16 protein-coding genes and 1 pseudogene are annotated in these 21,308 nt (G+C 59.8%); 13 read left to right on the forward strand and 4 right to left on the reverse strand.

Translation table 11 applies throughout. From position 1 onward, the window contains the following. The first annotated feature begins 174 nt into the window (after positions 1 to 174). Complete coding sequence (locus tag FCU66_RS05295; RefSeq protein ID WP_136617132.1) at positions 175 to 1,239, forward strand: cyclic nucleotide-gated potassium channel; 1,065 nt, start codon at positions 175 to 177, stop codon at positions 1,237 to 1,239. Here the strand turns inward: FCU66_RS05295 and FCU66_RS05300 are convergent. Beyond that, positions 1,176 to 1,463 (reverse strand): annotated as a pseudogene (locus tag FCU66_RS05300) (ATP-binding cassette domain-containing protein); the annotation flags it as partial. The gene FCU66_RS05295 and the pseudogene FCU66_RS05300 sit on opposite strands and share 64 nt — an antisense overlap. Positions 1,464 to 1,666: 203 nt before the next feature. On the opposite strand from FCU66_RS05300, the gene FCU66_RS05305 reads away from it, so the two are divergent. The 7 genes from FCU66_RS05305 to FCU66_RS05335 all read left to right on the forward strand — a co-directional run bounded on the left by FCU66_RS05305 (position 1,667) and on the right by FCU66_RS05335 (position 11,226). Then, positions 1,667 to 2,332: a coiled-coil domain-containing protein gene (locus FCU66_RS05305; protein ID WP_136617133.1), complete on the forward strand. Its 666-nt coding sequence runs from the start codon at positions 1,667 to 1,669 to the stop codon at positions 2,330 to 2,332. Positions 2,333 to 2,339: 7 nt separating this feature from the next. Then, on the forward strand, positions 2,340 to 5,018 hold the full coding sequence (locus FCU66_RS05310; RefSeq protein WP_136617134.1) for an OmpA family protein: 2,679 nt from the start codon (positions 2,340 to 2,342) through the stop codon (positions 5,016 to 5,018). Positions 5,019 to 5,030: 12 nt separating this feature from the next. Further along, entirely contained in the window at positions 5,031 to 5,525 is a 495-nt protein-coding gene (locus FCU66_RS05315; protein ID WP_136617135.1) for a Rab family GTPase, read from the forward strand. Between the two features lie 3 nt (positions 5,526 to 5,528). Continuing rightward, a complete protein-coding gene (locus FCU66_RS05320) occupies positions 5,529 to 6,599 on the forward strand; it encodes an adenylate/guanylate cyclase domain-containing protein (protein ID WP_136617136.1) in 1,071 nt (356 codons plus the stop codon). A 982-nt stretch (positions 6,600 to 7,581) separates the two neighbouring features. Then, on the forward strand, positions 7,582 to 8,796 hold the full coding sequence (locus FCU66_RS05325; RefSeq protein ID WP_136617137.1) for a glycosyltransferase family protein: 1,215 nt from the start codon (positions 7,582 to 7,584) through the stop codon (positions 8,794 to 8,796). Position 8,797: 1 nt separating this feature from the next. Then, a complete protein-coding gene (locus FCU66_RS05330) occupies positions 8,798 to 10,042 on the forward strand; it encodes a glycosyltransferase (protein WP_136617138.1) in 1,245 nt (414 codons plus the stop codon). Beyond that, positions 10,039 to 11,226, forward strand: coding sequence for a glycosyltransferase family protein (locus FCU66_RS05335; RefSeq protein WP_136617139.1), 1,188 nt, complete (start codon positions 10,039 to 10,041; stop codon positions 11,224 to 11,226). The genes FCU66_RS05330 and FCU66_RS05335 overlap by 4 nt, the downstream gene beginning before the upstream one ends. Here FCU66_RS05335 and FCU66_RS05340 read toward each other — a convergent pair. Beyond that, a complete protein-coding gene (locus tag FCU66_RS05340) occupies positions 11,223 to 11,894 on the reverse strand; it encodes a class I SAM-dependent methyltransferase (protein WP_136617200.1) in 672 nt (223 codons plus the stop codon). The genes FCU66_RS05335 and FCU66_RS05340 overlap by 4 nt on opposite strands. 271 nt (positions 11,895 to 12,165) lie before the next feature. Between FCU66_RS05340 and FCU66_RS05345 the strand changes: the two genes are divergently transcribed. From FCU66_RS05345 to FCU66_RS05355, 3 genes are all read left to right on the forward strand, one after another. Beyond that, positions 12,166 to 14,880, forward strand: a complete 2,715-nt coding sequence (locus tag FCU66_RS05345; RefSeq protein WP_136617140.1) for an ABC transporter transmembrane domain-containing protein — start codon at positions 12,166 to 12,168, stop codon at positions 14,878 to 14,880. A 295-nt stretch (positions 14,881 to 15,175) separates the two neighbouring features. Next, complete coding sequence (locus tag FCU66_RS05350) at positions 15,176 to 15,625, forward strand: cyclic nucleotide-binding domain-containing protein (protein ID WP_136617141.1); 450 nt, start codon at positions 15,176 to 15,178, stop codon at positions 15,623 to 15,625. 128 nt (positions 15,626 to 15,753) lie between these two features. Continuing rightward, positions 15,754 to 16,608, forward strand: coding sequence for an MBL fold metallo-hydrolase (locus FCU66_RS05355; protein ID WP_136617142.1), 855 nt, complete (start codon positions 15,754 to 15,756; stop codon positions 16,606 to 16,608). Position 16,609: 1 nt separating this feature from the next. Here FCU66_RS05355 and FCU66_RS05360 read toward each other — a convergent pair whose 3' ends face one another. Continuing rightward, positions 16,610 to 17,374 (reverse strand): polysaccharide deacetylase family protein, encoded by a 765-nt coding sequence (locus FCU66_RS05360; RefSeq protein ID WP_136617143.1) that lies wholly within the window; start codon positions 17,372 to 17,374, stop codon positions 16,610 to 16,612. Beyond that, on the reverse strand, positions 17,371 to 18,459 hold the full coding sequence (locus FCU66_RS05365) for a glycosyltransferase family 4 protein (protein ID WP_136617144.1): 1,089 nt from the start codon (positions 18,457 to 18,459) through the stop codon (positions 17,371 to 17,373). The genes FCU66_RS05360 and FCU66_RS05365 overlap by 4 nt, the downstream gene beginning before the upstream one ends. 92 nt (positions 18,460 to 18,551) lie before the next feature. On the opposite strand from FCU66_RS05365, the gene FCU66_RS05370 reads away from it, so the two are divergent. Continuing rightward, positions 18,552 to 19,712: a DUF3095 domain-containing protein gene (locus FCU66_RS05370; RefSeq protein ID WP_136617201.1), complete on the forward strand. Its 1,161-nt coding sequence runs from the start codon at positions 18,552 to 18,554 to the stop codon at positions 19,710 to 19,712. 114 nt (positions 19,713 to 19,826) lie between these two features. Next, positions 19,827 to 21,170, forward strand: a complete 1,344-nt coding sequence (locus FCU66_RS05375; protein WP_136617202.1) for a nucleotide sugar dehydrogenase — start codon at positions 19,827 to 19,829, stop codon at positions 21,168 to 21,170. Positions 21,171 to 21,308: the final 138 nt, after the last annotated feature.

Genomic DNA, 21,308 nt, shown 5'->3' on the forward strand with positions numbered 1-21,308 from the left:
CCGGATCGGGTCATTCTGGTCGGTTGTGGCCTGTCTGTTCACGTCCGGTCAAGAAGCAATCCCGGACATCTGAGTTCACCCGTTGGTGATGCACATCGCAGCGACAGTAAGCACCTTTACGCTTGCCTTGAAGACATCCTATTTTGGAGGATAGTAGCCGCTGGTGGGCATAGAATGTCGGTACTGCCTTTCTTAAGAATTTACGCGCCGCTCAACGCGGTGCTGGCTGCGCCTGGGCTTCTGGCGGTGGCTGCCCTCACGATACCGGACATGTCCGGACGAAGCAGAGTGGCTCTGGCTGCCCTGCTCGCTGTCATTTGGGGCGCCTATCTCCTGCAGATGGCCGCGACGCTGCTCAAGCGCCGGGCGGAAGACGTACGGAACAGGACGCCCGAAATCGCCATCGATGTGCTCGCGGTCTTGGTTCCACTCGCCGCATTTCTGCTCGTCGGCACGCCCGACCGGAGCCTCTACTGTGCTGTCTGGCTGCTGAAACCGCTACGCGACTCGACTTTCTTCCCGCTGCTGGGCAGGATCCTGGCCAACGAAGCGCGCAACCTGATCGGCGTCACCACGGTCTTCGGCGTCGTTCTGTTCGGTGTCGCGCTCGCGGCCTATGTCACCGAGCGCGACATCCAACCAGAAAAGTTCGGCAGCATCCCCCAGGCAATGTGGTGGGCGGTGGTCACGCTGTCCACCACCGGCTATGGCGATGCTATTCCGGCAAGCTTCGCCGGCCGCGTCCTTGCCGGGGCGGTCATGATGAGCGGCATCGGCATCTTCGGGCTCTGGGCTGGCATTCTTGCCACCGGCTTCTATCAAGAAGTCCGTCGCGGGGATTTCGTCCGTAATTGGCAATTGGTCGCCGCCGTGCCGTTGTTTCAGAAGCTCGGCCCGGCCGTGCTAGTCGAGATCGTGCGCGCGTTAAGACCTCGCACGGTGCCGGCGGGCGCCGTGATCTGCCGCGTTGGCGAGCCCGGTGATCAGATGTTCTTCGTCGTGGAGGGGCGCGTCAGCGTCGCGATACCGAACCCGGTGGAGCTTGGCCCTGGCGCCTTCTTCGGCGAGATGGCGTTGATCAGCGGCGAACCGCGTTCGGCGACCGTCAGCGCCGCAACGGTGGTCTCACTCCTGTCGCTGCACTCGGCGGATTTCCAGATGCTGTGCGGCAGCAGCCCTGAGATCGCGGAAATCATCCGCAAGACCGCGCTCGAGCGGCGCGGCGCACCGAGGGCTTGACCGTACTGGCCGTCGACCACCGGATCGCCGTCGCGGATCGTCTCCAGCCCGTTGATGCAGCGGATCAAGGTGCTCTTGCCCGAGCCCCTCGGGCCGCAGACGACGACCACCTCGCGCGGTTCGACGCTGAGCGTGATGTCCTTCAGCACATTCAGCGCGCCGAACCGTTTGTTGACGCCGCGAAGTCGATCATGCCGGTTTTTGGTCTGGCTTGGTTTGGTCATAGCTGTCCGCCCTTTTGGGTCGTCACAACTAAGATGGCATCGCCCCAAAATTCCATTGCTGAATCGGCGATGTAGCACTCGGCTGCCTCACGAATCAGCCTAAGTCAAGAGATACCCGCTTGCGAGCCGGGTATTTTGCTGACATGCTCTGTTTTTTATGGGGTTTTGCACCTTGGCAGGTGTTCAAATGGAAGGGCTAGAGCATGGCAAAGGAATCTTCGAATACCGTTTCTTCGGAAAAGAAGGCGGACGCAAATCTGATAGGTAACGCAGAAGGAAACGGGCTGAACTTCATGGGAGTTCAGGCTCGCGAAAACGGAGGCGCCGGCGACGCTGTAGGTGTCGACAAGATACGTGATCTGCTGTTCGGCAACCAGATGCAGGACTATGACCGCCGTTTTTCCAAGCTTGAAGAACGGGTGTTGCAGCGCTTCAAGGATGTCGAATCCGAGGCCAAGCGCAATCTCGAAATGTACGAGTCGAATGCAAAGAAGCAGATCGATTCGCTTGCGGGGCAATTGCGGAGCGAAAAAGACTCACGAGCCGATGCCGACAAGGAGATTGACCGGAATCTTCGCGAGCAAAATCAGGCCCTTGAAAAGCAGGTGCGCGCGTTGTCGGATCAATTGAGCGCACTTGAGCGCGACGTTTCGGACCGGATAAATCGAAACGATCATTTGCTGCGTGAGGAAATCAAGCAAAAGAATGAAGGCGTTCAGATGCTGATTGAGAAGATGTTTGCCGATCTCAGCAACGTCAAGACCGACCGAAATCTTTTGGCCGGCCTGTTTGTCGAGGTTGCAAAATGTCTGAATCAGGATCCTGTCGGCAGCAAGAGCAACTCGGACCGTAGCTGGAAAGTGAGTTGATGGGACCTTGACGTCAACCGTCGACCCAGTCAGCCTTCCGCAAAGAACAGCCTCGAACGATACAGAGATTGATCGCGAGGCTCTGGCTCGTCTTTTGATCGAAATTGCCCGGAACGTTGATCCGGACTACCGTGCGCGTTTCGAGGCAGTTCCAACCGCCGATCCTCGCATGGAAACGCTGCGCCAGTTGCTGGTCAGTCGCGAAATCTCGGAGCTTTCACGAGTTACGCATCTGCTGGACGAACCGGAGCAGCTTGCGGCAGCCGTGGGCGACATTCTTCCCAGTGCGGCCGCACGAGCGCCTCATGCGCAGCTCGGCGAGGCGCTTGCGCCCGCTGTCGAAAGGGCTGTGCAGCGGTCAATCCAGAAGAGCCCGCGCACGCTGACGGATATATTATACCCGGTGTTTCTGCCGGCAATTCGCAAGTCGATCGGGGAAAAGATCGACCAGACCTTTCAGTCGCTGAATGAAACTTTAAGACACATATTCACCTGGCATGGGCTCAAGTGGAGATTTGAAGCTTGGAGGACAGGTGCAAGCTTCTCAGAAGTTGTTCTAAAGCATTCTCTTATCTATCGTGTAGAGCATGCCTTTCTCATTAACCGTAATTCCGGGCTTTTGATAGCGCACGTAACTGCCGATAATGCGACGAGCGAAGATCCTCAGCTCATTTCTTCGATGCTTAGTGCAATTCAAGATTTTGTGAAAGACTCATTTAACGAGAAAGAGCAGAGCGGCCTGGACACTATCCGTTTTGGCGACCTTCGTCTCTGGTCGGAAGTTGGACCGTTTGCGACCCTGGTTTCGGTGATCCGGGGAAATCCTCCAGAGGAATTGCATGAAATAGTTCGCGATGTATTGCTTCGCATCCATGAGGAATGCTCCCAGGCTTTAGTGGAGTTTGACGGCGACAGTTCGCAATTGGCCGGCGTAGAGGCGCAATTGCAGACCTGCGTCGAGCAGAAGCAGGAGGAGTCAAACGAGGGATTTCCGTGGCTGGTGGCGGCTGTGGCCCTGCTGTTTTTGATTCTGGCAGGCGGTTGGTTCTTTCTTTCCTGGCAATCCGGGCAGCGCTGGCAGGCTTATGTGTCGCGCTGGCAGGCTTACGTGTCGCGACTGGAGGCTCAGCCGGGCATCATCGTTGCCGAACAACAGGTACGCGATGGCCAATTCTATGTTGCCGGCCTGAGAGACCCGCTTGCCGCCGACCCGCAGTCGCTGTTGTCTGGAACGCAGGTCGATCCCGCCCGCGTTCATTCGCAATGGCAATTCTATCAGAGCCTTGAACTGGAGTTCGTGCTGAAGCGGCTGACGGCGTCGCTGGCTCCGCCGGATTCAGTACGACTATCGATCGACAATGATCGCATCGTTGCCGAGGGTGAGGCTCCCGACACCTGGATAGATCGGGCGCGCGCTGCGGCCCAGCAGCTTTCGGCAGGCGGGCCGGTCTTCGATATCTCCAGGGTTCGTGACGTAAGCCCCGAAGTACTCGAGGCGGAGCGCTGGCAGGCCTATGTGTCGCGGCTGGGGACCCAGCCGGGCATCATCGTTGCACAACAAAAGATACGCGACGGCCAATTCTATATTGCCGGCCTGAGAGACCCGCTTGGCGCCGACCCGCAGTCGCTGTTGTCTGGAACGCAGGTCGATCCCGCCCGGGTTCATTCACAGTGGCAATTCTATCAGAGCCTTGAGCCGGAGTTCGTGTTGAAGCGGCTGACGGCGTCGCTGTATCCGCCGGATACAGTACGACTTTCGATCGTCAATGATCGCATCGTTGCCGAGGGCGAGGCGCCCGACACCTGGATAGATCGGGCGCGCGCAGCGGCCCGACAGCTTTCGGCAGGCGGACCGGAATTCGACATCTCCAAGGTTCGTGATGTGAGCCCCGAAGCACGCGCGGCGGAGCACTGGCAGTATTATGTGTCGCGACTTGAGGCCCAACCGGGAATCATCGTCGCCCAACAAACGGCGAGGGGCGGACATTTCTACATTTCCGGCCTGAGAGACCCGCTTGCCGCCGACCCGCAAGCTCTGCTGTCCGGAACGGAGGTTGATCCTGCCCGCGTTCATTCACAGTGGCAATTCTATCAGAGCCTTGATCCGAAGTTCGTGGTGAAGCGACTGACGGCGTCGCTGACCCCGCCGAAATCGGTCCGGCTTTCGATCATCCAGGGTCGCATCGTTGTCGTGGGTGAGGCTCCTGCCACCTGGATCAACCGGGCGCAGGCCGCCGCCGAACAACTTTCGGCGGACGGAGTGGTTCTGGATGTCTCGCAGCTGCGTGAGCTGGACCTTGCAGAACTCAATCATTTGAGAGAGGCCATCCAGACGACCGATATTTTCTTCTCTTCCGGCAAAGTTGTGCCGGGACCAGAGCAGACGCCGGTTCTCGACAGATTGGCGGATCAAATAAAGGAATTCGCCCAAAATGCCCGCAAGTCAGGCGTAACAGCGCGGTTCATGTTGACCGGCCATTCGGACACCACCGGCCGTGAGACGGCCAACGCGTCGATCAGCGCCGCCCGCGCCGAGACAGTTCGTGCGCTTCTCAACAAGCGCGGCGTCGCTCCGGAACTGCTGCTGGTTCGGGGCGCGGGCACCTTTGAACCGGCGGTGCCTGAAAATAGTCAAACTGGTAGCTCCACCAATCGCCGGGTTTCGGTTACGGTAAACCTGGACTAGGCGGAGCCCAAGATGTTGCAAAAAAAGATCTGTATGTTGGGCGGGTTCTCTGTCGGAAAGACGAGTCTGGTTCGCAGGTTTGTGAAAAGCATCTTTTCAGAAACCTACTTGACCACGGTGGGAGTGAAAATCGACAAGAAGAGTGTCGCACTCCCGGACAAAACAGTGGATCTGATTTTGTGGGATTTGGCCGGCGAAGACGATATCGGCTCATTCCGCGTCAGCCATGTGCGAGGTGCGACAGGGCTCGTGCTTGTCGTCGATGGAACCCGCGCCGCTACTCTTGCCGCCGCGCTCACGCTGCGCGAGCGGGTCGAGGCCGAATTCGGTGCTATGCCGTTTGTATTGCTGTTCAACAAATCCGATCTGGCCGATCGGTGGGTAATACCGGATAGTGAGATTAACGAACTGAGGCAACGTGGATGGCAAATCTATCTAACAAGCGCGCTTTCGGGTGAGCATGTCGATGATGCGTTTCTTCAACTTGCTTCGATGGTTGCCAAATAGACCATGCATAGATTGCCAAGAGAAGTCGGAAACTGGATTTACAATTTCTTCTACAACGAGCACTCTATCGCATATGTGAAAATTGACGCCCAGCTTCGCATAGCGGCGAAGGGCGGTAACGTTGAACATTACGGGCTCTCATCCCTTCGCATCGGTAAGCCTGTTACCGATCAGCTTGAATTCATGGAAGGTTTGCTGCCTTGCCCGGAACTTCCATATCATATGGCTATGGTCGAACTGCCCAGCGGGCGTGTCGCGGACCTTCATCTTTTTGCCGACGACGACTGCGTGTGGCTGCTCTTTCTTGACGCCACTGCCGAACGCGACAACAAGCAGCGGCTTCAACAGAAGGCTTATGAAATGACGCTCCTGCAAGAGAGGGAGCGTCAACTCAACGAGAAATTACAATCGACGAACGAGGCGTTGAGGAAGAGCCAGGAGGGATTGTCGCGTGAATACCAGCGCGCCGAATCCCTGCTCCTCAACATTCTTCCGGCGTCGATCGCGGAGCGGTTGAAAGCGCACAAAAAAATTGCAGACAACCACGCGGAGGTGAGTGTGCTTTTTGCCGACATCGTCGGTTTTACGGAAAGAGCGCGGAGCGTCGGAGCCGTAACGACGCTCGCTATTCTAAATTACTTCTTCAAGGCGGCGGATCGGCTCTCGGAACGACATGGCTGCGAAAAGATCAAGACAATCGGCGATTGTGTGATGGTGGTCGCTGGCCTGCCCACCGCGCGATCCGATCATGCAGAAGCCCTTGCGCACTATGCACTTGAACTGCGGAGGGCGGTCAAGCGCGAACGCTTCGCGGGAGAACCGATAAGACTGAGAATTGGAATTCACTCGGGACCAATCGTCGCCGGCGTCATAGGCAAAAGGCGGTTCGCCTATGACCTGTGGGGCGAGACGGTTAATCTCGCCTCACGTATTCAAACGTCCGCGGAGCCCGATGAAATCCGTATTTCCGATGCAACCCGCCAACTGCTCGGACCAAAATTTGCTTGCGACCCGCTCGAGGAAACGGAATTGCGTGGTGCAGGTCGTGTGCGAATGTGGCGGCTCCCGGCCTGATTTGCCGCCTGGCAGTGCCGAACCCTAGAGCGCATGCATCTCAAGCTAGTCAAACATCATGGTTTCGAATGTCCGCAGAGGTGCGCGAAGCAGTCGACAACCGAGCGACCGCCAAAGGTCTGGCCTGGGTCAACTCAGGACATCGGATCCTGAGATTTAACGTCTGCTATCGTTCTTCCCTGCACCACAAGCGGACCTACTGCTTCCGGCCCCGCTGCAGACAGACAGAAAGGTGCCTCATGTCGGCCATAGACATCACCGTTGCAGCTACCTGAAAGAAGACGTCGCCAGAAGCGGACACCCCGATCGCCAGTTCACCTACATCGGCCCGATCGGATTGGTCCTCATTCGAACCGGTTGTTACGTGCACGGTCTTCTTCTTGCGCGCTCCGCCGTTCAGCGTCGATTTTCGCTTGTAGCCTCTTTCTTGCCTCGACCAGCGGTTCGGCAAGAGCGGGCGCATCGTCCACGACCAAACTGTTCAGGAGCTTTAAGCGGCCCTCGAGCTTTGACGTAAGTGAGCCGCTCCACTTTAATGGGAGGAGCCGATGAACGATCTCGTTCAGCGAGGAGTGGTTCCGGTGCTTTCTCCAACAGCTTCTTCGCGAGTGGTGTCCATTCGTGCGGTTCACCCTCCTTTGGTCGGTTGAAGAGCAAGACTATGGATGCGGCCAGGGGATAGCGTATCGTTGGATCGCGGTCGCACCAAGTGATTACGGTTTCGTCCACGCCGACGCAACTCAAGCGGTAGCGGCTTGCCCATCGCGGTCTCCTTTCAACCGCAATGAATCATGAACTCAAATCAAAGGGAATCCTGAAGCCCTTAAAACGCGGCACACTTTAGGCGATCTGCGGTTTTTTGGTAATACAAATTGAAAATTGCGCCGTCATGTTTCACAACAGGTCGGTACAGCCAGGACGGTTCCGAAGCCTGCGGCCTTGTCATGGTCCTCAAGGCGAGAATTCGAAAAGACGTTAAACAATGACCCAGCACGCAGAAAATGCTCGAATTCTTATGTACAGCCACGACACGTTCGGGCTCGGCCACTTGCAGCGCTGCCGGACGATCGCGCATTCGCTGGTCGAGGATTTCCGCGGACTTCAGGTGCTTATCATTTCGGGTGCGCCTATCGCTGGCGCCTTCGACTACCGCGCCCGTGTCGACTTCGTGAAGATCCCCAGCGTCATCAAGTTGCGCAACGGCGAGTACACCTCGCTGGAAAAGGATATCGATCTGCATGAGACGCTAAGGATGCGCCAGTCGATCATTCGCCACACAGCCGAGACCTTCCGGCCGGATATCTTCATCGTCGACAAGGAACCGCTCGGCCTGCGCGGCGAGATCGAGGACACGCTGTCCTACCTCAAGACGCGGGGCACCACGCTCGTGCTTGGCCTGCGCGAGGTGATGGACGCGCCGCATCTGCTCGAAGCAGAGTGGGCACGCAAGGATGTGATGCGCAAGATAGGCCTGTTCTACGACAAGGTCTGGGTCTATGGTCCGCCGGATTTCTACGATCCGTTGACCGGCTTGGATGTGCCGCTGGCCGTCAGGGCAAAGATGAAGTTCGTCGGCTTCCTGCAACGGAGCCTGCAGAAGAACGAGTTGCCCGGCCACCGGCCCGAGGGCGACTATATCCTCGTTACCACCGGCGGCGGCGGCGACGGCGCCGAACTGATCCACAACGTCATCGATGCCTATCAGCAGGATTCGCCATTGCAGCATAGGGCGCTGATCGTGCTTGGGCCTTACATGCCGGCGCGCAAGCGCAACAAGCTGCTCAAGAAGGGGTCCAAGATCCCCTGTATCAAGATCATCGAGTTCGACAACCGCATGGAAGATCTGATTGCCGGCGCCAAGGCGGTAGTGGCGATGGGCGGTTACAACACCTATTGCGAGATACTGTCTTTCGACAAGCCGGCGCTGATCGTGCCGCGCGTCAAGCCCCGCGAGGAACAACTGATCCGAGCACAGCGCGCGGCCGAACTCGGCCTCATCGAGATGCTTTTGCCGGAAGAGGCCGAGGATTCCCAGCGGTTTGCCGATGCACTGAAGGTGCTGCCGGACCGGCCCCGTCCATCGCAGAGCAATCCGCATCTGACGCTGGAAGGGCTGCCTCATATTTCCGAAATCGTCGCGGAGCTGCTCGACCGGCGGGCCGGCCATCACCTTTCGGTCGTTGAAGGCATGAACTGAGTTGCAACATCGCAAGATCGTCGTGGTTCTGAAGGGCTATCCGCGGCTGTCGGAAACCTTCATCGCGCAGGAACTGCTCGGTCTAGAGCGTGCGGGGTTCGACCTGGTACTCGTCGCGCTCAGGCGGCCGACCGACGCAAAACGCCACCCCGTGCATGACGAGATCAAAGCGCCCGTCCATTATCTGCCGGAATATCTGCATGAAGAGCCGCTGCGCGTGCTTCGCTCGCTGTTTGCTCATCTGCTGCGGCCGGGCTTCTGGCGCGCGCTCGGATCGCTGGCTACCGATCTCCCCCGCGACTTTACGCGCAATCGCGCGCGCCGCTTCGGGCAAGCGCTCGTGCTGGCGGCCGAATGGCCCGAAGACGCGGGCTGGCTGCACGCACATTTCGCGCACACGCCGGCATCGGTGACGCGCTATGCCAGCGAGCTTCGTGGCCTGCCCTGGAGCTGCTCGGCTCATGCCAAGGACATCTGGACTTCGGCGGACTGGGATCTGGCTGGCAAGCTTGCCTCGGCGCGCTGGACGGTCACTTGCACGAAAACCGGCTTCGACCGTCTTAAAAAACTCGCTAACGGCAACTCGTCCGTGCATCTGAGCTATCATGGGCTCGACCTTGATCGCTTCGGCAGTTTCGGCGAGGCGCGACAACAGCATGACGGCTCGGCGCCGGACGAACCGGTTATCGTTCTGAGTGTCGGGCGCGCCGTTGAAAAGAAAGGTTACGATACCTTGCTGGAGGCCCTTGCCCTCTTGCCGGGTGATTTGGCGTGGCGTTTCGAGCATATCGGCGCCGGCGAGGAACTGGAACGGCTCAAGGCGCTGGCGCAAAAGCTCGGACTTGATGGTCGCGTCTCCTGGAAAGGCGCGCTCGCGCAGGAGGAGGTGCTTGAGCACTATCGCCGCGCCGACATCTTCGCCCTGGCCTGCAGGATCACCGCAAATGGCGACCGGGACGGTCTGCCGAATGTTCTGGTGGAGGCGGCTAGCCAGCGGCTTGCCTGCGTGTCGACCGATATTTCCGGCGTGCCGGAGCTTTTATCGCCGGATGAAACCGGGCTGCTGGTTCCGACGGAAAACCCGATTGCCCTGGCACAGGCGCTGGAGCGCCTGATCCGTGATCCCGTGCTGCGTGCCCGCCTCGGCGACGCCGCGGAGCGGCGCGTGCGCGCCAATTTCGATCATATGGCAAGCATTGGACAGCTCAAGGAACTGTTCGAGCGGGAGTGGCGGGCCGCCGAATGAAGCGGCTGCGCGCTTTCTTCTATGTCCAGCACCTGCTCGGCATCGGCCATCTCGCGCGCGCCAGCCGCATTGCGGCAGCTTTGGTCGATGACGGGTTCGACGTAACCGTGGTGACCGGCGGAGCGCCGATCGCGGGGTTTCCGGGACTGGGTGTAAAATCTGTAACCCTGCCGCCTGTCACCTCCGGTGATGAAGGATTTTCCGGACTTGTCGACCTGCAGGGCAAACCCATCGACGATGATTTCAAGAAATGGCGTTCAGAGATGCTGCTGCAGGCATTCCGGGACTGCAGGCCTGATATCGTCATTGTCGAGGCGTTTCCATTTGGACGCCGGCAGATGCGTTTCGAACTCTTGCCGCTGATCGAGGCCATCGACGCGACGTCGCCCAGGCCGCTGCTGGCGACGTCCGTCCGTGATATCCTTCAGGAGCGCGTCAAGCCGGGCCGGAACGAGGAAACGGTCGATCTCGTCAACAGGCATTTCGACCTTGTCATGGTCCACGGCGATCCGGCTTTCGCAACCATCGACAAGACATTTCCGCTGGCCGGGGCGATTAGGACCGAGGTCACCTACACAGGGCTCGTTGCCGCGCCGCCATCGCCCGCGGCCTCCGAGCGCTTCGACGTTCTGGTGTCGGTTGGCGGCGGGGCTGCCGGAAAGAGCCTTGTCAGCTCCACCGTCGCAGCGGCACGGAAAGCCAACAACGCTTGGAAATGGTGCTTGATCACCGGCCCAAACCTGCCGAAAGACGAGTTTGACGCGATCGCACGCGACGCCACGCCGGGCCTGTCCATCTTCAGGTTCCGCGAGGATTTCGCCAGCCTGCTGACCGGCGCCCGCCTGTCAGTCTCGCAGGCGGGTTACAACACGGTCTGCGATGTCCTGCGCGCGGGTTGTCGCTCCCTGCTCGTTCCATTTGCAGCCGGCGGGGAAACCGAACAGACGGTTCGCGCCCTGATGCTCGAAGAACTCGGTCTTGCAACGGTGCTGATGGAAAAGAACCTAACGCCTCAAGATTTGGCGCAAGCGATCGAACAGGCGCTTGTGGGACCGACGCCATCCGCGCATCGTCTCGATCTGGAAGGCGCGCGTCGCTCGGCGCAAATCCTGCGCGAGCGGTATCGAACATGGTCCCTAAAAGCGGGGCACGGTTTCGGAAAGGTTTTGGGCGAGATGCATTAAACAGTTCCGATCAGCATGAAGCGCGTATAATTTTTCGTCGGCAGTTCGCCGGAGAACCGCACCTCCCGTAGCGCCGCCATTGCTTCGAAGGCCGCAAGTGAAGCCACGCAGTTGATGTGCGTCGGCTCGCTGAAATAATCGTTCGATTGCAGCAGTACATTCGCGCCCCGCGGAAGCAGAGCAAGCCAGGCGCGCAGATCGGCGATGTGTTCGCAGCTCGTATTGATCGTCAGGTCGGGCCGCCCGGCCGCATAGTCGAGTGCGTACATATCCGCCGTCAGCGCCCGGAACCGGTCGCCGGCTTCCCGGTTGAGGGTCCGGGCGACCGGCGCGACTTCGGGATCGATGTCGATGCTATCGACCGCCGCGATGTCGAAGCGGGCGTCGTTGAAAAGCATTGCCGGCAATACGCCGTACCATCCACCCAGAACCCATATGCGCCCGAACCGGCCGCCGAGGGTTTCGAACAGCCTGTCGAGCGCCCACATCTTGCAGGCGACCTGTTTGTGGTTGAAGGCGTTGGCGATATCGGCCTTCGGATGCTTGGTGATGACGCGCGCCAGCCCTGCCACGAGAGGGCAGTTGACATAGGCAGCAATTCCCCGCGTGAGGTCCAAGGCTTGCTCGTGCCAGTCCATGCCGGCATTGCGTGGTTGCGTGACATCCATCATAGTCGTCTTGTATGGCGGGATTTCGGGCGACACAACGCAATCTTGCCCCCCGCAAGGCTGTTTGATCCGCGGATGTAACTATGCTGCTAGCCGCTTTGCCATCGCCCGGTGCCGGAGAGAGCCGGCTGCATCTGTCCGGACCGTTGGCGTCATCCGTGCACTGCAGCTTCGAGCTTGTCGTTGGGGACGAAGAAATCGCCGACACGCCATTCGCCAGCAGGTGCGTTTCCATCCTGCATCCTTCCAACTGAAGGGTCCGCAGTCGCATATGGAACCCAGCCTAGCCCGCTATATCTGGACGCACACCAAGAAGCAGCAGCTCTGGATATTGATGATCGTCGTGCTTTCGATGATCCCGTATTTCATGTCCTTCGACCTGCCGAAGCTGATCGTCAACGGCCCGATCCAAGGTAGGGGCTTCGAGCAACCGGGCGCGACCCATCCATTCATGAGGCTACACTATAACCTGCCGTTCATTGGAGAGGTCCAGTTCTTCTCCGGTTTTCAGCTCGACCGCACGGCGACGCTGTTTGCCCTGAGCCTCGTGTTCCTCTTGCTGGTCGTCATCAACGGTCTGTTCAAACTCTACATCAACACCTACAAGGGCCGCCTCGGCGAACGCATGCTACGGCGTATCCGCTTCGATCTGGTCGACCGTGTGCTGCGTTTTCCGCCGGTTTACTTCAAGCGGGTGAAATCCGCCGAAGTGGCGACCATGGTGAAGGACGAGGTGGAGCCGCTGGGCGGCTTCATCGGCGACGCCTTCCTGCAGCCGGTACTGCTCGGCGGCCAGGCGCTGACGGCCATGCTGTTCATCATGATCCAGAACGTCTGGCTGGGAATGATAGCGGTCGTGATCGTGGTGATCCAGATCGTGCTCATCCCGCGAATGCGGCGGCGGCTGATCGTGCTCGGGCGCCAACGGCAGTTGACGGCGCGCGCGCTTTCGGGCCGGGTTGGCGAAATCGTCGACGGCATCGGCGCGATTCACGTCCACGATACATCAAACTACGAGCGCGCCGACATAGCTGCCCGGCTCGGGCTCATCTTCAAGATCCGCTTCGATCTTTACCAATGGAAATTCATGGTGAAGTTCCTCAACAATTTTCTCGCGCAGCTCACGCCCTTTCTGTTCTACATGATCGGCGGGTATCTGGTCATCCAGGGGCGGCTGGACGTCGGCCAGCTCGTGGCCGTGATCGGCGCCTACAAGGACCTGCCCGGACCGATGAAGGAACTGATCGACTGGGATCAGGATCGGCAGGATGTCCAGGTCAAATATCAGCAGGTCGTTGAACAGTTCACAGTCGAGGGTATCATCGCGCCGAGAATCGAGGCATTGACGACCGACGATCCCCCTCCGATGATCGACCCGCTGTCAGCGATCAGTCTCTCCATAGCAGACGATGGCGGTGCAGTGCTCCTCGACCGCATCTCCCTCCAGGTCAAGCCGGGTGAGACGGTGGCGCTGGTCGGGACCGCAACAGGTGGAGCGGACGCACTTGCAGAAGCCTTCGCGCGGCTGGTCTGGCCGAACAGCGGAAGGGTCGCTTCGGGCGCCGACGACCTGCTTGAACTCCCCGAAGCAGTGACCGGCCGGCGCATGTCCTATGCCTCGTCGGATGTTTTCCTGTTCCAGGCAAGCCTCCGCGATAACCTGCTCTACGGGTTGAAGCATGCGCCACTGACATCGGTGCCTTATGAGGGTGTCGCAGCAGACCAGCGCCGCTGGGACATCGAGGAGGCGCGCCGGTCGGGCAATCTGGATCTTGATATCCACAGCGACTGGATCGACTATGCTTCCACCGGCGCTACCGGCCCGTACGACCTCTTTGAACCCGTGCGCCGGGTGCTCGACGCGGTTGTTCTGTCGCGCGACATTCTGGATCTTGGCTTGCGCTCTTCGGCGGACCTCACGCGTCACACGGAGCTTGCCAGGCGGATCGTCGAACTGCGTGCGGCGCTGCGAACCCGGCTGGAACAGGAAGGGCTGAGCGGACTGGTCGTTCCTTTCGAACCGGGCGCCTACAACAAGGAAGCAACGATCAGCCAAAACCTGCTCTTCGGCGCTGCCGCCGGCCCCGAACTGGCCGACAGGGCCCTGGCGGCCAATCCCTATTTTGCTTCCGTGCTGAGGCAAGCCGGCCTCGACCTCACGCTCTACGAAATGGGCATGGAGATCGCCAAACAGGCGATCGAGTTGTTTGCAGACCTGCCGCCCGATCACCAGTTCTTCCAGCAGCTCGCCTTCATGAGCGCCGAGGAGATACCCGCCTACGAAACCTTGCTGCAACGGCTCAAGAACCGTCCTCACGAGGCGGTTTCGGAGAACGATCGCGCCATGATCGTCACCTTGAGCTTTGCCTACATCGAGCCTCGGCACCGCTTCGGCCTGCTGAGCGACGAGCTCATGAGCAAGATCGTCGCTGCACGCAACCGGTTCTATGAAAACCTGCCGCCCGAACTGCAAAATGCGGTCGAACGGTATGATCCTGCCAAATACATTGCCGCGGCCACCGTCATGGATAATGTCCTGTTCGGGCGTGTGGGCAACAACCATCCCGACGCTCCGGACCGCATACGCTCCATCGTCTATGACATTCTTGACGAACTGGGGCTTTATGCCGAACTTCTGGATGTCGGCCTGGACTTCAACGTCGGCTCCGGCGGCAGGCGGCTGACCGGTGGACAGCGACAGAAGCTCGATGTTGCCCGGGCCCTGCTCAAGCGTCCCGATTTTCTCATTCTCAACCGGCCGCTGTCGGCGCTCGACCAGCGCATGCAGGATAAGGTGCTGCGAAACGTGCTCGAGGAAGCCAGGTGCGACGGCCATTCGCCGGCAATTGTGTGGGTCGTGACGAATCCGGCAATGGCGATGATGTTCGATCGCGTTATCGTCTTCGACTCGGGTCAATTGGTGGAAGACGGAACACACGAGACACTTGTGGCAGGGAACGGTATCTTCAAGGAACTGCTGTCATAGAGCAACGGACATTCAGATGGGATCATTCTGCCGGTGGGAATTTGCTACAAGGTCAAGGGATTCGGGGAAGGGCGTAGCGGGACTACATCCGCGCCGAAACCCGAAGGATTTGCCGCAAATTCCTCCGGCTCTTCGGGTTTCCGGCTGGCGGACGCCCATTTTGTCAGGCGGTATCGCCCGATCGCCCGACATCGCCACCGCGTGGTTCGCCTCGCCATCCCGGAAACAGAATTGATTCCATCTGGGCGTCCGTTGTTCTAGTCTGGCAACGCGAATTTTGGGAAGGTTTGCGACAATGCTGCTCAAGGATGAAGTTGGAATGCTGCAACGCATTCCCTTGTTTTCTGGCATCGAGTCGACAAAGCTCAAGCTGCTTGCGTTCACATCCGATCGCGTGAGCTACAGCGCCGGCCAGATCCTTTTCCGGCAGGGCGACGAGGGAGACGCCGCCTATGTCATCCTTTCAGGCAGGGCGGATATTCTGGTCGATTCCGACCGCGGACCGATAAAAGTTGCCGAAATGGTGCCAAATTCGATTGTTGGCGAGATCGCCATATTGTGCAACAGCTCTCGCACTGCCACCGTCAGAGCGGCAAGTCCGCTGGAAGCCTTGAGAATCAGCAAGGATCATTTCCTGAGGCTCATGAAGGAGTACCCGGAAATGACCATCGAGATATTGCGGGTTCTTGCCGATCGCCTAAGCCATACGACCGCCGATCTGATCGACGCACGAAGCGCCAAATGACGAATGAGGTGAGCTCAATCCTCGCTGTCGTGATGGCACTGGCCTCAGAAGGTCACCCGGAGAAAACCTGTCTCGCCTAGCAGCAGTTGTTTGGCTAGGATGGGCGACGGGGACAGCGAAGGGGTAGCATGGACGACGACGTTTTCCTGGTCAGGTTTTGGGGCGTGCGCGGCAGCATTTCGGTATCGGGGCCAGAATTCTCTCGCTATGGCGGCAACACAATCTGCGTTGAGATGCGATGCGGCAAGCACACGCTTCTGTTCGACGCGGGCTCTGGCCTGCGGCCTGCCGGCGGGGCGCTTCGGGCGTCGGGGGTAACGGATTTCGATCTGTTTTTCACCCATTGCCATTACGATCACATCATCGGGCTGCCGTTTTTTGCGCCGATCTATGACCGGAGCGTCAAGGTTACGCTTTGGTCCGGGCATCTTGCAGGACGCATGACGACCCGGCAGATGGTCGATAAGTTCATGCGGCCGCCGTGGTTTCCGGTGAAATTGGAGATCTGCAAGGCAAGCCTCGACTGCCACGATTTCGTATCCGGAGACGTGCTTCGGCCGCGCCAAGGGGTGGTGGTCCGAACCGGCAGTCTTAACCATCCGGGCGGCTGCATAGGCTACCGGGTCGAATGGGGCGGCCGCGTCGTGGCGGTGATCACCGACACTGAGCACGAGCCGGACAAACTCGATCAGGCGGTGCTCGGCCTGATCGAAGATGCCGACCTCGTCATTTACGATTGCACCTACACCGAGGAGGAAATGGAACGCCGCCGCGGTAACGGGCACTCGACATGGCAACAGGGCGTCAGGCTCTGTGAGGCGGCCGGTGCGCGGGGGCTTGCGCTGTTTCACCACGATCCGACGCGCACCGACGAGGAACTGGACGAGATCGAGAAACTGGCCAAAGACAGGTTTGCCGGCGCTTTTGCCGCGCGGGATGGCCAGACGCTCAAATTTCCAGTCTCATTGCACAAAAGGCGCTGAGCTATTTTCCTCTACCGGCGCTGCGCCCGATCAATGTCCTGATCGGAAGCCATGCGCAGGCTTCAGTCCGTGCGGTGACTGTGAACAGCCGTTCGAGGAAAAGCCAGGCCGATTCATCGTGTACGAGGTGGTGGGTGAGCAGGCCGACCGGTTCGCCGCCGTCGAATGCATGCTGCAATTGCGCGATGATAGCCTGAACCAATAGGCCATGATCGCGGCAGCCGCGCGTGCCATGCCAATCCATGATGTCGACATTGCTGTTGATGACCGCCAGTGAAGCCGGCTTCGGCGACCCATAGACCGACAATGCAGCAAATCCTATCGATCCAAGGTCGGATACCAAGCCGGCGTCGATCCTGTTCCAGGGTGGCACCAGCATCGGAACGGCACGTGCGCCGTGCAGGCTGGTTAAGTGCGTCAGCCCGCGAGCCAGCTCATCCAGCACCGCCTCGCGTGGCCGATGCGCGCCGAGCTCCTGCTTTTTCAGGTCCTGGGGCGCATGATTTCGGTGCGCCCAGCCATGGATGGCGACCGTGGCATGCGGCGCCTCGTCAAGCCGGGCGACAAGCTTCTCATCGGTCAAGGCCGGAATGACGGCCAGAGTGACCGGAACCGCGAATTCACCGGTGAGGTCGAGCAGCCGATCAAGCGCAGGCGTTGGATCCACGGCGTCATCGTCACGCAGCCAGAACTCTGCCTTGCGGTCCGCCCGTTGCCAGCGCGCCAGTTCTTCCACCAAGGGCTGCCAGATCGGATCGGATGTCATGAGACCGGAATCTTCGCAAAAAGTTCGGCCAGACGCGCCGCTGCGCCACCGAGGGAACGTTCGTCGAGGACGAAACGTCTGGCTTCCACGGCCATGATGGTTCTTTCGTCGTTACGGGCCAGAAGCCTTTCAATGGCGGAAGCAAACGCCGCCACATCGCCCGGCTGGGTGAGAAACCCGGTCTGGCCATCGCGCACGACCTCCGGCACGCCGGCGATGTCCTGAGCCACCACCGGAAGGCCGGCGGCCTGTGCTTCAAGATAGGCAACGCCATAGGCCTCGCCGTAACCCGGCCAGACGTAAATTCCGCCGGTGTAGAGGACGTCCGGCACGGCGGCTGGCTCAATCGCGCCGAGCCATTCGATACGGTCGGCGGGCAGGCCGGCGAATTGTGCTTTGACCTCGTCACGGGCAGGCCCGTCGCCGACGACCGACATGGTCCAGGGCAGGTGGCCGATCGAACCGAGCGCCTGCGCCAGCATGCGATAGCTTTCGACTTTGTCGCCCGGGCGCATCATGGCGACGGTAACGAGGCGCGTCGGACAACCCCGTGCCGGCATTTCCCTGAATACCGATGTGTCGATGAAGGGCGAAAGCATACCGAAAGCTGCGTCAGGAGCAGCGTCCGTCAGTCCCTGGCGATCCCTTTGCGTGAAGCAGATGTTCAGCGCTGCCTGTTCGATGGCTCGCACCACCAACGCTTGCGTGTCGGCCCACAAGCCGGCGTTGCGCCGCCTAGAATAGGAGGCTTCCGCTGTCACATAGGGGACAGCAAAGGCCGACGCCAGCTCGGGTCCGATCAGGTCGGGCGCCTTGTAATAGGGATGATAGGAGAACCAGAGATCGGGCTTGCCGTCACGATCCCAAAGCTTTGTCAGCCGCGCGGCTTCCTCTTGGGCCTCGATCTTGAGCGCATCGAAACTTTTCGGCTCCGGTTGGCGTAGATAGAAGCGCAATTCGGATGCCAGTTCGACGCTATGGCCGCCATGCTCCAGCGCTTTGACCAGCATCCGTGCCATCTGGCGGTCGCCGGAGACAACGGGATGATTGGGTGACTTCAGCGGCGCGTAGAAGGCAATTCGCATCGTCGGACCCTATCATCGGAAAGCCTGCGCAAGTCAATTTCCAAGCATGATCGACTTCACCTTCAAGCCGTGGAATGTGCTATCTGATGCTCATGGAAACAGCTGCCGCGTCCGACCCGTTTGTCGCTTCCTTGCCGGTCTTCGCAAAGTTCGAAAGCGTTGCCGATATCGATAACTATCGGCCTCTCCCCGATGGCTGGGCGCTGGCCACCGCCGACATCGTCGGCTCGACCAAGGCGATCGAGGCTGGGCGCTATAAAACCGTCAATATGGCCGGCGCCAGCGTCATTTCGGCGCTGCTCAATGCGCTGGGTCGGCAAGATCTTCCCTTTGTCTTCGGCGGCGACGGCGCGCTCGTGGCGTTTCCCGGCTCGGCGCTGGAGATCACCCACAACGCGCTGGCGGCTGTCCAGAGATGGGTGGCGGACGAACTGGACCTGACCTTGCGTGCCGCAATCGTGCCGATAAAGGATATAAGAGCGCGAGGCCTCGACGTTCGCGTGGCGAGGTTCCAGGCCTCCGAAGCAGTCTTCTATGCCATGTTCGCCGGCGGTGGCGGCAGTTGGGCGGAAGCCGAGATGAAGGCGGGGCGCTACCGCATAGATCCTGCGCCGGCCGGCACGCGGCCGGATCTGACCGGCCTCTCCTGCCGCTGGAACCCGATCGAAGCCCGGCATGGCGAAATCGTCTCGATCATAGCAATACCAGGGGCGTCGCGCGACTTGCGCGGTTTTCAGTTTCTGGCTTCCGACATCATCGCCCTTGCCGGCAGGCAGGAACGCGATGGCCACCCGGTGCCGGTGAACGGGCCGGACTACAGTTTTCTGCCCGCCGGCCTCGATGTCGAGGCGCGGGCCATGGCGCCGGCAGGATGGCGGTGGCTATCGAAGCTGTGGATAGTCTTCCTGATGACGCTTACGGCTGTTACCGATAGATATGGCTGGACGATCGGCCGTTTCGATCCGAAGATCTACAAACGCGACGTGGCCAGCAATTCGGATTTCCGGAAGTTCGACGACGGCTTGAAGATGACCATCGACGTTGACGCGGATGTGTTGCAACGGATCGAGAACCGGCTGAGACAGGCGGAGGAGGCGGGCATCTGCAACTATGGCCTGCACCGCCAGAAATCGGCCTTGATGACATGCCTCGTCGCCTCGCCGCTGCAGCGCGATCACGTTCATTTCATCGATGGCGCCGCCGGCGGCTATGCGATGGCTGCCGCAAGCCTGAAGGCGAAGGTGCCGGTCTGATGACGGCTTGCGGAAATCGATTCTCCGCAATATGCCTCGGCCATGGTTCTTGGGACGAGGTGAGCCTCGCCATGGAAGCGGACAGCCTGTCCGAATTGACGGGAAAGCAGATTGTTGGACGCCTCACGATCGACATATGACCGTCTTCTGAACCGGATTTCGACGCGCGCCGCGCAGGTCGGCGTGATCGGACTGGGCTATGTCGGGTTGCCGCTGGCAGTTGCGATCGCACGCGCCGGCTTCCCGGTTTCCGGCTTCGACATCGAAGCCCAGAAGGTCGAGAGCCTGAACACCGGCCAATCCTACATTGAGGCGGTGACGTCGACGGCCCTTGCCGGCCAGGTGGCGAGCGGACGGTTCCGCGCCACTGCGGATTTTGCCGAGCTGACCGTCTGCGATGTCATTATCATCTGCGTTCCGACACCGCTGACGAAACACCGTGAGCCGGACCTCTCCTTCGTCAGGAACACGGCAGGCACCATCGCGAAGCATCTGCGTCTTGGCCAGCTGATCGTGCTGGAATCGACTACCTATCCCGGCACCACCGACGACGTGATCAAGCCCATACTGGAAGAAACCGGCTTGCAGTCGAGGAGAGACTTCTTCCTCGGCTTCTCGCCCGAACGCGAGGATCCCGGCAACCGCAGCTTTGAAGTCGCGACGATCCCCAAGGTCGTGGCAGGCGACGGCATTGAAGCGGCGACGCTCGTGCAGGTTTTCTACCAGGGCGTGGTCGAGACCGTCGTTCCGGTTTCCACCACGGCGACCGCCGAGGCGGTCAAGCTGACGGAAAACATCTTCCGCTCGGTCAATATAGCCCTCGTCAACGAGTTGAAGGTCGTGCTCGGTGCGATGGGCATCGACATCTGGGAGGTGATCGAGGCGGCAAAGACCAAGCCCTTCGGCTACATGCCTTTCTATCCTGGCCCCGGACTCGGCGGGCACTGCGTTCCGATCGATCCCTTCTACCTGACGTGGAAGGCGCGCGAATACGAACTGCCGACCCGCTTCATCGAGCTGGCGGCAGAGATCAACACGGCCATGCCGCGTCATGTGGTCGATGAACTGGCCAAGGCGCTGGACCGGCGCTGCGGCAAAGCGCTCAGCCGCTCGCGCATTCTCATCATAGGGCTAGCCTATAAGAAGAATGTGCCCGACATCCGCGAAAGCCCCTCACTGCGGCTCATTGAACTCATCGAGGAATGGGGCGGCAAGGCGGAATTCCACGACCCGCATGTTACCGAGATCCCGACCACACGGGAGCATATGGCGATCAAGGGGCGTCGCTCGGTCGAATTGACCGAGGCGGCCTTGAAGGATTTCGATGCTGTCGTCGTTGCAACCGACCACGACGCGATCGACTATCAGGCGATCGCTGATCACGCCCTTCTGATCGTCGACACACGCAATGTTTTTGGCCGCCTCGGGCTAGCCCGAGAGACGGTGGTGAAGGCCTGACGGCGTCTGAGCCAGCGAATTTCTTGCCCGATGTCAGGATCGGGATTGCACTCCGCCGGCACGCTCGCCACATATGTGCCCCAGGAGATAGATGCAGTTACGCCTGCTCCTTGCCTGCAAGGACAGTCATTCGGGAAA

Source organism: Mesorhizobium norvegicum, assembly GCF_004919685.1.
GTDB classification, from domain to species: domain Bacteria; phylum Pseudomonadota; class Alphaproteobacteria; order Rhizobiales; family Rhizobiaceae; genus Mesorhizobium; species Mesorhizobium norvegicum.